Annotated in this window: 14 protein-coding genes; all 14 read left to right on the top strand. The window is 51.3% G+C overall.

Annotated features, from left to right (window positions below; translation table 11 throughout):
* The first annotated feature begins 148 nt into the window (after positions 1 to 148).
* Positions 149 to 499, top strand: coding sequence for a helix-turn-helix domain-containing protein (locus tag ACSAMP_RS03335; RefSeq protein ID WP_457799503.1), 351 nt, complete (start codon positions 149 to 151; stop codon positions 497 to 499).
* 92 nt (positions 500 to 591) lie between these two features.
* Positions 592 to 1011 carry a hypothetical protein gene (locus tag ACSAMP_RS03330; protein ID WP_457799502.1) on the top strand — a complete coding sequence of 140 codons (420 nt, stop codon included), beginning with the start codon at positions 592 to 594 and terminating at the stop codon, positions 1009 to 1011.
* Between the two features lie 63 nt (positions 1012 to 1074).
* Entirely contained in the window at positions 1075 to 1923 is an 849-nt protein-coding gene (locus ACSAMP_RS03325; protein WP_457799501.1) for a tyrosine-type recombinase/integrase, read from the top strand.
* A gap of 281 nt (positions 1924 to 2204) precedes the next feature.
* A complete protein-coding gene (locus tag ACSAMP_RS03320; RefSeq protein WP_457799500.1) occupies positions 2205 to 3056 on the top strand; it encodes a site-specific integrase in 852 nt (283 codons plus the stop codon).
* Positions 3057 to 3101: 45 nt separating this feature from the next.
* Positions 3102 to 4580, top strand: a complete 1479-nt coding sequence (locus tag ACSAMP_RS03315; RefSeq protein WP_457799499.1) for an ABC transporter permease — start codon at positions 3102 to 3104, stop codon at positions 4578 to 4580.
* Between the two features lie 12 nt (positions 4581 to 4592).
* The gene (locus tag ACSAMP_RS03310; RefSeq protein WP_457799498.1) at positions 4593 to 5381 is read left to right on the top strand and encodes an ABC transporter ATP-binding protein; all 789 of its coding nucleotides are present in this window, start codon (positions 4593 to 4595) and stop codon (positions 5379 to 5381) included.
* Positions 5382 to 5398: 17 nt separating this feature from the next.
* On the top strand, positions 5399 to 5935 hold the full coding sequence (locus tag ACSAMP_RS03305) for an acyltransferase (protein ID WP_457799497.1): 537 nt from the start codon (positions 5399 to 5401) through the stop codon (positions 5933 to 5935).
* Positions 5901 to 6710, top strand: coding sequence for a glycosyltransferase family 2 protein (locus ACSAMP_RS03300; protein ID WP_457799602.1), 810 nt, complete (start codon positions 5901 to 5903; stop codon positions 6708 to 6710). Before ACSAMP_RS03305 ends, ACSAMP_RS03300 begins: the two co-directional genes overlap by 35 nt.
* Positions 6711 to 6732: 22 nt before the next feature.
* On the top strand, positions 6733 to 7512 hold the full coding sequence (gene rfbF / locus ACSAMP_RS03295) for a glucose-1-phosphate cytidylyltransferase (RefSeq protein ID WP_457799496.1): 780 nt from the start codon (positions 6733 to 6735) through the stop codon (positions 7510 to 7512).
* Complete coding sequence (rfbG, locus tag ACSAMP_RS03290; RefSeq protein WP_457799495.1) at positions 7512 to 8570, top strand: CDP-glucose 4,6-dehydratase; 1059 nt, start codon at positions 7512 to 7514, stop codon at positions 8568 to 8570. The genes rfbF and rfbG overlap by 1 nt, the downstream gene beginning before the upstream one ends.
* A complete protein-coding gene (locus tag ACSAMP_RS03285) occupies positions 8567 to 9112 on the top strand; it encodes an NUDIX domain-containing protein (protein ID WP_457799494.1) in 546 nt (181 codons plus the stop codon). Before rfbG ends, ACSAMP_RS03285 begins: the two co-directional genes overlap by 4 nt.
* Positions 9113 to 9114: 2 nt before the next feature.
* Positions 9115 to 10467, top strand: coding sequence for a lipopolysaccharide biosynthesis protein RfbH (rfbH, locus tag ACSAMP_RS03280; protein ID WP_457799493.1), 1353 nt, complete (start codon positions 9115 to 9117; stop codon positions 10465 to 10467).
* The gene (locus tag ACSAMP_RS03275; protein WP_457799492.1) at positions 10464 to 11315 is read left to right on the top strand and encodes a transketolase; all 852 of its coding nucleotides are present in this window, start codon (positions 10464 to 10466) and stop codon (positions 11313 to 11315) included. Before rfbH ends, ACSAMP_RS03275 begins: the two co-directional genes overlap by 4 nt.
* On the top strand, positions 11312 to 12274 hold the full coding sequence (locus ACSAMP_RS03270) for a transketolase family protein (RefSeq protein ID WP_457799491.1): 963 nt from the start codon (positions 11312 to 11314) through the stop codon (positions 12272 to 12274). Before ACSAMP_RS03275 ends, ACSAMP_RS03270 begins: the two co-directional genes overlap by 4 nt.
* Position 12275 lies beyond the last annotated feature (1 nt).

The following is a 12275-nucleotide window of genomic DNA, read 5'->3' as shown; positions in this document are numbered from 1 at the left end:
GGATTTAAAATGAGGATAGCAAGGAATGCGAGAAAAATCAATTCAAAATTGTATTTCCACTTGACAAACAAATAGTAATGTATTATTTTATAGAAAAACAATTTTAAATTGTTTTATAAAAGCCTGAATGAGAGGGGAGAACTTCCGGATGAATCATAGTGCTACAGAAAAATCCGAGGTATTGCTGCGGCTGATAGGAACTGCGATTGCAAAAGAGCGGTGTGCAAAGGGCTGGTCACAGGAGTATTTAGCGGCTCAGGTTCCGATTACTCCCGCAAAATTGAGCAGGATTGAGTGCGGGAAGGCCAACGCCAAAATGACAACACTGATTCGCATCGGTCAAGCGTTGGGAGTTACTGTCGATGAGCTGTTAGGACCTCAAACGGTCGAACCGGCAAAGTTTGAGAATATCCTCGCCGGGTTCAGCACTGCGGAACGGCATGTCATTTTTGATGTGCTGGAAAGTGCCAAACTAAGCATTCAGAAGTATCTCCAATAATTTTTAGTAAAGTCATACCGCGAACAGCAAGCGATTTCCCTGCACGGCATGGCGGTTTCCAAGAAAATATGTTATGAAGAGGAGGAGCATCCATGTTACCCCAAACCACCCCCATCTGTCTCCGCTGCGGCCAGCGCCGCACCACCCACCCCAGCGGCCTATGCAGCTGCTGCCGTAAGTTAAAAGGCTGCAAGCTCTGCATCCGCTGCGGCCAGCGCAAGACTTCGGCGGTAGACGGCATTTGCTCCGTCTGCCGCACGAGCCTCAAGAATCGCCAGGGCCGCCAGCTGACGGAGGGCCAGGCAATCGAACAGACGGAGTTGCTGTTGTCCATTCTGAAATGGCACCGCAAAGGTGTGTCTTACGCACAGATTTCCGAGATGCTCGGCGTTCCGCGCTCCACCGCTTTTGTGATGGCCATGCGGGCGCGAAACATGGAGCCGACGGCGCTTGAAGTAGCCAACCCGGATGCGGGGCCGGAGGATCGCCTGCTGGGGGCCACCAGGAATTGAGTCAGCCCAACCCGCCCGTCGCTGTTACAATAGATTCACCACATTTTCTGGGAGGATTTAGATATGAAGAAGAAATTGCAGCTGACGGAGCAAGCGTTTGACCAATTCGAGGACTACCTGCGCCACGACGAGCGGGAGGAGAGCACCATCGAGGCCTACCTCCGTTCCCTGACCCGGTTTGCGGAGTGGGCGGATGGCCGGGCGGTCACCAAGGAACTGGCCATGGAGTGGAAGACGGCGCTGGCTGAGGCCGGTTATCGTCCAATCTCCGTAAACGCCATGCTGGCGGCGGTGAACAAATTCTTCACCTGCATGGGCCGGGAGGACTGCAAAGTCAAATATCTGAAACTCCAGCGGCAGATGTTCCGCAAATCGGAGAAGGACCTGTCGAAAGAGGAGTACCAGCGCCTGGTCCAGGCGGCTCATGAGAAGGGCGACCTGCGGATGGAGCTGATTTTGGAGACCATCTGCGCCACCGGAATTCGGGTGGGGGAACTAAAGTACATCACCGTGGAGGCGGTGCGAGCGGGCGTGGCAGAAATCGCCCTAAAGGGCAAGATTCGGACCATCCTGCTCCCCCACCGCCTATGCCGGAAGCTGCAAAAGTACGCCAAACAGCAAAAAATCGCCTCGGGCAAGCTATTTCTCACCCAAGACGGTTTACCTGTTTCAAGACAATCTATCTGGACCCGCATGAAGGCCCTCTGCGAAGCGGCAGGCGTGGAGCGGAGCAAGGCGTTCCCCCACAACCTCCGCAGCCTGTTCGCCCGGTCCTTCTATGGCTCCTGCCACGACGTGGTCCGGCTGGCGGATGTGCTGGGGCACAGCAGCATTGAAACCACCCGAATTTACCTCATGTCTACGGGAAAAGAGTACCTCCGGCAACTGGACAAGCTGGGGCTGGTCCAATGATTTGCATAATTGTTGTTTTGTAATGCAACAGGCGATTCTTGTCTGAAAACAGCACAAAAAACGCCCTGCAAGACATTTGCAGGGCGAAAAGTGATAAAAAATGATTGAGCCGGTTCAAATTCCTAGGAATCGGCTCTGTTTTTGATTGTAAAATTTTACAGAATGCTTGCCTTTTTTCGCAGGAAGTGGTATCCTAACCGTGGGTTTTTGCACCTTTTTGTGGGTGCAGCTCTGTAAGACTGCTAAACAACAATTACGTCCAAAACGAACGGGGTTGAGCAATGGGACGGCTACACGTTGAGACGATTCAAATTGATTCGGCGCTGCTCCGCCGGACGGCAGACGGCGCGGTGCTGACGCCGGAAATTCTGGCGGATTACGCTGCCAAGCTCCGTGCCCAGGGCCGCCGGGAGGACAGCGTCCGCAGCTGCGAGCGGGTTTTAAGGCAGTTCTATGATTTTCTCTCGGCAGACAAGCTGGTGGGCAAGGACACCCTGCAAGCCTGGCGGGACCAGCTACTGGCGGAACACTACGCCGTCCGCAGCGTGAACAGCAAGGTCTCCACCATCAACGCCCTGTTGGAGAGCATGGGCTGCCGGGAGTTCCAGGTGAGCAAGCAGCTTCCCGCCGAGGAGTTCGACACCCCGGCGCTGACCCGCCAGGAGTACGTCCGAATGCTCCAGACCGCCAAAATTCTGGAGGACGAGCGGGCCTATGTTCTGACCAAGCTTTTCGCCACCACAGGGATCGCCGTGCTGGATTTACCGGCGGTGACGGCGGAGGCCGTCCAGACCGGCCACGCCGTCCTGAAATCGGGCAAGAAACTGGAGATCATCCGTTTCCCGGCCAGCTTGCAGGCAGATTTACTTCGCTACGCCCGGGAGAACGGCCATCCCTCCGGCATGATTTTCACCAAGAAGGACGGCTCCGCCATCGCCAGAACTCAGGTCAGCCTGTTCATCCAAAAGCTGGCCCAGGAGGCCAAGGTGCCCGCCGAGAAGGGCAACATTCGTGCCCTGCGGCAGCTGTATAAGACGACGATTTCCGGCATTGAGGCGAACTTTGATTTGCTGGTGCGGCAGGCCTATGAGCGGCAGCTGGAGACGGAGCAGTTGAGCGTGGGGTGGGAATAAGGCCCACAAAAAATATCAGAAATATCAGATTAGGAAACGCATTTTATGAAATCAAACGAACAACAGCCAAGTTTTAACCTGAAACGCATCTGCGCCCTGTGCATTGTGATTTACATGGCGCTGGTGATTTTACTGTATTTCCTCATGGGCCATCAGCTCCACTTCCGGGAGTCCCGGGGGGACATTGCTTTGCCCGTCGCCGAGGCGGGCACCGTGGAGCTGGTGCAGGGGGCGGTGATCGAACAGACCTTCTCCATGGAGGTCCAGCGGTTGCAGGAGGTCAGCGTCCAGTGGGGGACCTACTACCGCCCCAACAGCGGCACGGCCACCATGGAGCTGTACAACCAGAACGACGGGTCCCTGGTGCTGTCCAAGACCTTCGACGTGTCCCAGATCCAGGAGGGCGGCCTGACCACCATGACGGCGGACGAACCCATTGAGGGGCTGTACAACACGCCCCTGCTGCTGCGGGTGTACGCCGACTCCGCCCCCGGCGTAGCGGCCTCGCCCCTGATGTCCGTCAGCGGCGCAGCGGCCTTGAATGAGGACCTGAAAGAGGGCCAGACGCCCTTCTCCCTGACCATGAACAGCCAGCCCGCCGAGGGGGTTCTGTGCTTCTCCGTCACCGGCGAGGACTACATCTGGACCGGCCTGCACTACTGGGAGTTCACCGCCGCTCTGGGCGCAGTCATCGCTCTGTATCTGCTGCTGGTCTATCGGAAGTGGACCCAGGGCAAGCACAGTTTCCTGGCCAATGCCCTGGTGGCGGTGCAGAAGTATCGCTTTCTCATCAAGCAGCTGGTGGACCGGGATTTTAAGGCCAAGTACAAGCGCTCGGTGCTGGGCGTGTTTTGGAGTTTCCTGAACCCGCTGCTGAATATGCTGGTGCAGTATGTGGTGTTTTCCAATATGTTCAAGTTCGATATCCCGAATTTCCCGGTGTATCTGCTGTGCGGCAACGTGGTGTTCAGCTATTTTTCTGAGTCCTGCGGCATGGCGCTGACCTCCATCGTGGGCAATGCGGGGCTGATCACTAAGGTCTATGTGCCCAAGTACATTTACCCTCTGACCCGCATCATGTCCTCCATGGTAAACCTGCTGATTTCCTTGATCCCGTTGTTTGCCGTGGCGCTGATCTCCGGGCTGGTCCCCACCAAGGCGTATCTGCTGCTGCCCATTCCGTTGCTCCTGCTGGCGCTGTTCTGCCTGGGACTGGGGATGCTGCTGGCGGCGGCCATGGTGTTCTTCCGGGACATTCAGTTCTTGTGGGGCGTGCTGACCACCATCTGGATGTACTTGACCCCCATCTTCTATCCTGTGAGTGCCCTGCCGGAGGGGGTGCAGGCTGTGGTGAAGCTGAACCCGCTGTACCTCTATGTGACCTTCGTCCGCAGCTGCATCATCGACGGCATCTCCCCGGAACCGGTGATGTACGCTCAGTGCGCGGTCATTGCGCTGGTGACGCTGGTGATCGGCGCAGTTGTCTTCAAAAAATCCCAGGACAAGTTTGTCCTCTATCTGTAACAGGTGGCGAGCATGAGGAAAGAAACGAAAAAAGAACTGCGGGAGCGGCAGGCCCGGGATGCCGAGCGCCAGCGAAAGAAAATGATCGAGGTGCGGGACGTGTCCATGCGCTTCCGCCTGACGGACGACAAGATTCTGTCCCTAAAGGAGTTCGTCACCCGCAAGCTCAGCGGCAAGCTGAAAACCAACGAGTTCTGGGCGCTGAAGCACGCCAGCTTTGACGTGTACAAGGGCGAGGTCATGGGCATCATCGGCCACAACGGGGCCGGGAAAAGCACCATTTTGAAGGTAATTTCCGGCATTTTAAAGCCCACCGAGGGCAGCGTGACCAGCCACGGCAACATCGTCCCCATGCTGGAGCTGGGCTCCGGCTTTGATATGGACCTGACGGGGCACGAGAACATTTTCCTCAACGGTGCCATTCTGGGGTACAGCGAGGAATTTTTGCAGTCCAAGTACGACGAGATCGTGGCCTTCTCCGAGCTAGGGCAGTTCATCGAGGTGCCCATTCGGAACTACTCCTCCGGTATGCTGGCCCGGCTGGCCTTCTCCATCGCCACGGTGGTGAATCCCGAAATTCTGATCGTGGACGAGATTTTGTCTGTGGGCGATGCGGACTTTCAGGAAAAAAGCCGCAAGCGGATGTTGGAACTGATGAGCGGCGGCACGACGGTGCTGTTTGTGTCCCATAGCTTGCAGCAGATCCGGGAGATGTGCGACAGGGTCGTGTGGCTGGAGCATGGGGAGGTGCAGATGGTGGGAGAGACAAAAGAAATTTGTGATCAGTATGAAAAGAGTTGATTTAGGAAGGTGAGGATGTGCTGATTTTAAAGTTAAAATACCACATCATCGCCATATTAAAGCAGTTTGGATACCGTCTTTTATACGGGAAACGAATTTCATGGGGAGCTGGAACGACCTTTCGCAGTGGCTTTCACCTCATGATAGAGGGGCAAGGGCAAGTACGCATCGGAGACCACTGTTTTTTTAACCATGACTGCTCGATCAACTGCTTAGACCAAGTCGAAATTGGCACGGGTACGATTTGCGGAGAAGGTGTCCGAATCTATGACCACAACCACCGCTTTTCGGATGCAACTACGCCGATCAAGGAGCAAGGCTATGTCACAAGCCCTGTGCAGATTGGAAGCCACTGCTGGATTGGCAGCAATGTAGTGATTCTGCGGCGGGCAAGGATTGGAGACCACTGTGTGATTGGGGCTGGGTGTGTGGTAAATGGGATTGTTGCTGACAATACGATTGTTAGTTCCACCCAAAATGAGACAATCTCCAACTGCAGGAAGGACTACGGTGAGTCAGATGCCAAAATTATCCGTAATCATGGGGACGTATAACTGTGCGAATAAGGAATGGTTATACCAGAGCGTACGTTCCATTTGCCAACAGACATTTCGTGATTGGGAATTCTTGATCTGCAATGATGGGTCGACCAATGAGACACAGAAGTGGCTGGATGAGCTTGCACAGAGCGACCCACGAATTCGACTGATTGAAAACCATCAGAACTGCGGATTAGCGGCATCATTAAATCGATGCCTTTTGATGGCAAAGGGAGAATTTATCGCTCGACAAGACGATGACGATATTTCAGAACCGACTAGATTTCAGAAACAAATGGATTATTTGGAGAAACACCCCTCTTGTGATTTCCTTGGAACGTGTGCAACAGTCATTGATGCACAGGGACAAGCACAGGGGAGATATTTGTGCGAGGCCAAGCCGACCAAACGGAGCTTTTTATGGACAAATCCATTTGCACATCCAACGGTTGTCGCGCACACGGAAGCCTTAAAACGATTCAATGGGTATCGAGAGTCCAGCGAGACACGCAGGTGTGAGGACTACGATCTTTTTATGCGAATGTACGCCGAGGGTTTTCGCGGCGAGAACCTTCAAACGGAGTTATATCAATATCGTGTCGTAAATGATTGGCGAAAAAAGTATCGACCAATGAATGATCGCCTAGACGAAGCGAGAGTTCGTTTCCAAGGATATTGCAGACTTGGGTTAATGCCAGCTGGTATTCCTTATGTTTTGAAACCGATTGTAGTTGGAATGTTACCGGCAAGAGTCTATAGCGAAATAGTAACGCGAAAATTTAAGCATTGAGATGATGTAAGGAGGATACAAAATGAAAGTGGTGTTACTTGCCGGTGGCTTTGGAACACGAATTTCTGAGGAGAGCCAGTTTAAGCCAAAGCCTATGATTGAAATTGGAGGTATCCCAATTTTGCTTCATATTATGAAGCTGTATTCGCATTATGGGTTCAACGAATTTGTAATTTGTGCTGGGTATAAGCAGCATATCATCAAGGAGTATTTTGCAGAGTATTTTTTGCATACATCAGATATTACATTTGATTTTTCCAAGGGTACGAACGAAATGATCGTTCATCGCAATAATTCAGAGCGCTGGAAGGTAACCGTTGTAGACACTGGTCTCAACACAATGACGGGCGGCAGAATTAAGAGAATCCAACCGTATATCGGAAATGAGCCGTTTATGCTCACTTATGGCGACGCTGTGTGCGATGTCAACATTTCTGATTTGGTTCAATTTCATAAAAAGCACGGGAAGCTGGCAACACTGACAGCAGTTATTCAAAAACAGCAGAAGGGCGTTTTGGACATTACCGAACAGGGAAGCGTAAAAAGCTTCCGCGAGAAGCAGGGCAGTGATGGCACGGCAATCAATGCTGGATTTATGGTCTTGCAGCCTGCAGTGTTTGACTACTTAGAAGGTGACCAAACTGTATTTGAAACTACACCTCTGCAGAAACTGGTGGAGAAAGGCGAACTCATGAGCTATCGCCATACTGGGTTTTGGCAGTGCATGGATACCGCGCGGGAAAAGGAATTGTTAGAAACACTGTGGGCTAATGGAACGGCACCGTGGAAAGTGTGGGACTGATGGAAAATTTGAAATTTTACGAAAACAAGCGTGTTTTTGTAACTGGGCACACAGGATTTAAAGGGAGCTGGCTGTGTAAGATATTGATTGATGCCGGGGCAATGGTGACCGGATATTCGCTGGCTCCGCCGACGACACCTAATTTATTTTCTCTGGCAGATATAGAAAACACAATGACTTCAGTAATTGGAGATATACGAGATTTTCAGACCATGAAAAAAACTTTTGACCAAGCACAACCAGAAATCGTGTTTCATTTGGCGGCGCAACCTATTGTCCGTACCAGTTATGAGGAACCTGCTTATACTTACGAAACAAATGTGATGGGTACAGTTAATATCCTTGAATGTGTACGGCGGAGTTCTTGTGTGAAGAGTTTCCTAAATGTTACGACAGATAAGGTCTATCACAATAATGAATGGGAATGGGGCTATCGTGAGAATGAACCCTTGGATGGTTTTGACCCATATTCCAACTCTAAATCCTGCTCTGAATTAGTTACACACAGCTACAAAAATAGCTTCTTCGCAGATAATTCAGTAGCAATTTCTACGGCGCGAGCTGGCAACGTCATTGGAGGCGGAGACTTTGCGCGTGACCGGATCATCCCGGATTGTGTTCGAGCTGCGAAGCAGAAGAAACCAATTGTGGTGCGGAATCCGTATTCGACCAGACCCTATCAACATGTATTGGAACCCCTATTTGCTTATCTGATGATTGCACAGCGACAGTATGAAGATTCGTCTGTGGCGGATTGGTATAATGTTGGGCCAGATGAATGTGATTGTGTGACTACCGGCAAATTGACCGACCTGTTTTGTAATATCTGGGGTAATGGAGCTGCTTGGGAAAATCGATGGGTCGATGGTCCCCACGAAGCAAATTTTCTGAAGCTGGACTGTTCTAAAATCAAAAAAACACTGAATTGGCAGCCACATTGGCATATTCAAGAGGCAATTGAAAAGACAGTGGAGTGGACGAAGGTTTATTTTGAGAACGGCAATATCCCAGAAGAGATGTCCTACCAGATCAAGGCCTATCTGGAGTGCGGCAGATGAAATTGTCAAAAGAGCTAGAGGATGCGGTGGAATTGCTTCGAAACGCCGAACTGGATGCGAGGAACGGCATGACGGAGGAATTATTTTGGATGATTTCAGCCTTAGTGCCCATTCCAAATGTGGACCTTTTGATTATGAACGAAAAGGGGCAACTGCTGTTGTCCCGACGCAACGATGACTTTTTTGAGAAAAGCTGGCATATTCCTGGTGGCTGTCTGCGATATGGCGAGGAACTGACAGTGAGAGTACAAGAAACGGCGAAACGTGAGTTAGGTTGTGAAGTTGAGTTTGATGTTGAACCCCTGGCGGTACGCAATGTGCTGCGTGGTGATAATAACTTGCAGACTCACCCTAAAGAACGGGGACATAATGTTGCGATTCTTTACCGTTGCCATTTGCCAGATGGGTATTGCATCGACAACGGAGATAAGACAAGTGACGAGAACGGGTATTTACAGTGGTTCGATGAACTGCCACATGACTTTATGAAAATTCAATCCGTCTATGATGATATATTACGTCCATGGAGAAGGGAAAAATAGTTATGGCTATCTGGAAGAATGAAGCAGAGGCACGGGAGCGAATCAAGGCTCTGGTTGCAGAATACTACCACGATTTCAAGGAAAATAAGAATAAGTTTACGCCTGGAGATCGAATCAGCTATGCGTCTCGTGTATTTGACGAGAAAGAAATGTGTGCGTTGACAGATGCATGTCTGGATTTTTGGCTGACCACGGGACGGTTTGCAGACGAGTTTGAGCGGGAATTTGCGGCATGGATCGGTGTTCGTTTTGCCAACTTGGTGAATAGCGGCTCCTCCGCGAACTTGATCGCATTTATGGCTTTGACTGCGCCGGAACTTGGTGAACGTCAGATTTTGCCCGGCGATGAGGTGATTACGGTAGCCTGTGGATTTCCGACTACGGTGGCTCCGGTTATTCAGTACGGCGCGAAACCGGTATTTGTAGATGTAACGGTACCTCAGTACAACATCGATGTGTCTAAATTGGAGGAAGCCCGCAGCGAGAGAACGAAGGCAGTCATGATCGCACACACGCTGGGGAATCCCTTTGACTTGTCTGCCGTCAAAGCATTTTGTGATAAGTATCAACTGTGGCTGGTAGAGGACAACTGTGATGCTCTGGGAAGCCAGTACACCATTGATGGGGAGACTCGTTTTACTGGGACCTGGGGCGATATTGGTACCTCCAGTTTTTATCCGCCGCATCATATGACAATGGGTGAAGGTGGTTGTGTCTACACCAATAGTCCTTTGCTAAATCGGCTGATTAAAAGCTATCGTGATTGGGGGCGCGATTGCGTGTGCCCTTCCGGGCAGGATAATTTCTGTGGCCATCGTTTTGACGGACAGTATGGTCAGCTCCCTGCTGGTTACGACCACAAATATGTATACAGTCACTTCGGATATAACCTGAAGGTAACCGATATGCAGGCGGCAATTGGTTGTGAGCAGCTGAAAAAATTCCCTCAGTTTATTGAGCGGAGACGACATAACTGGGATCGACTGCACAAAGCGTTGAAAAGCATTTCTGACCGAGTTATTTTGCCGGAGGCAGCAGAGAATAGCCGTCCTTCTTGGTTCGGTTTTTTGATCTCTGTCCGGGCAGACAGCGGCTTAGACCGGAATCAGGTCACAAAATACATTGAGGCACACAATATTCAGACCAGATTGCTGTTTAGCGGAAATTTGATCAAGCATCCGTGCTTTGACCAGATGCGAGGCGGAGAAGGATATCGCATCTGCGGTGAACTCACGAACACGGATTTTATTATGAACAATACTTTCTGGGTCGGCGTGTATCCGGGCATGACAGATGAGATGATCGACCATATGGCTAGCGTTATTAAGGACGCAGTCAACGAGGGGACGTTATGAGACATACAGAAAAAGAATTGAACGAGTTTGCGCTTCGCATTCGGCGTGGAATTGTAGAGGCCATTGAGCACAAGGGCGGCGGGCATATCGGCGGTTCTTTAGACCTGGCAGAGTTGCTGGCCGTTCTTTACAATGAAGAACTTCGAGTACGTCCCGAGGAACCTGATTGGGACGGACGGGATTATCTGGTGTGCTCCAAAGGGCACGCAGGTCCCGCAATTTATACGGCTCTGGCGTTGAAGGGATTCTTTCCTTATGAACGGCTGAACACGCTGAATCGCGGCGGGACGACGCTTCCGGGGCACTGTGACCGGACGAAAGTTCCGGGAGTGGACGCAACAACGGGAAGTCTGGGTCAGGGCCTGTCTATCAGCTGTGGCCTTTCACTGGGAGCAAAATTATCCGGCAGCGATCAAAGAACTTACTGCATTTTAGGTGATGGTGAGCTGGCGGAGGGGCAGAATTGGGAAGCCGCTCAATTTGCGGCCCACTATCAGTTGGGAAATTTGATTGCCTTCTTGGATTGGAACAAGATGCAGATTGACGGTTCTAATGACAAAGTCATGAAATTGGGAGATGCAGTGGCAAAGTTCTCATCTTTTGGCTGGAATGCAGTTGTGGTAGATGGAAGTGATGTGATTGCGATCGATCATGCGATCAAGCAGGCCAAGGAGGACACAGAAAAACCCCACATGATCGTCTTGGATACGGTGAAGGGAGCTAATATTTCCTGTATCTCCTCCCTTCCCAATAACCATTGTATTGGTTTGCCACACCAACTGGCTGAACAAGCGCTGAAAGAGCTGGATGAGCAGGAGAAACGGCTGGAAATGGAGGACGCAAGATGAAATTGCGGTATCGCGGTGGAACTCCCGAGGCGGAGATCACACAACTGTTTAGCCCGGCGATGGAGAAGCTTTTTTTGTCGGATGATAAAGTCGTCTATCTGGATGCAGACCTGATGGGTTCCCTGAAAACACAAGAACTTTGGGAGAAGTATCCGAGCCGGGTATTTAATTGCGGTATTCAAGAAGCAAATATGGTCGGTGTTGCCGCGGGCCTGTATTTGGCCGGGTATAAGCCCTATATTCATAGTTTTGCCCCATTTATTACCCGACGCGTATTCGACCAAGTATTTTTAAGCGTGGGATATGGGCATAAGCGAGTCCATTTAATTGGCTCAGACGCCGGCATTATGGCAACGGACAATGGCGGTACACATATGTGCTTTGAAGACATTGCGATGATGCGGACGATCCCGAATGCCTGCATAGTGGATGTCACCGATGGCACGATGCTTACCAATATGTTGGAAACGACGAAAGATTGGGACGGCGTCACCTATTTTCGCACTGCCAGGCGTAATGTGCCTGATGTCTACGAACGCGATACGCATTTTTCCATTGGAAAGGGCTTCGTATTAACAGAGGGTGATGACGTGACGGTCATTGCTTCCGGCGTAATGGTTGCCACAGCCTTGGATGCTGCACAGCAGCTTGCAGAACAGGGCATTCATGTTCGAGTGGTGGATCCGGTCACCGTCAAACCGCTGGACGAGGAATTAGTGATTCAATGTGCCCAGGAGACTGGTGCAATCGTGACGGCGGAAAATCATAGCATCCATGGCGGCTTGGGTGGTGCTGTGGCGGAATTGCTGGCCGAGCGGCACCCAGTGCCGGTGCTGCGAATCGGAGTGCGTGACCAATTTGGTCAGGTCGGTCCCGAGGCATTTCTGCGGGAACAGTACCACTTGAGAGCGGAGGATATTGTGGAGCAGGTCCACGCTGCACTGAAGATTAAACAATAAT

Source organism: Flintibacter sp. SJQ-8, assembly GCF_054108085.1.
Note: the sequence above shows the minus strand (reverse complement) of the source record. Positions and strands in the feature narration are given on the sequence as shown.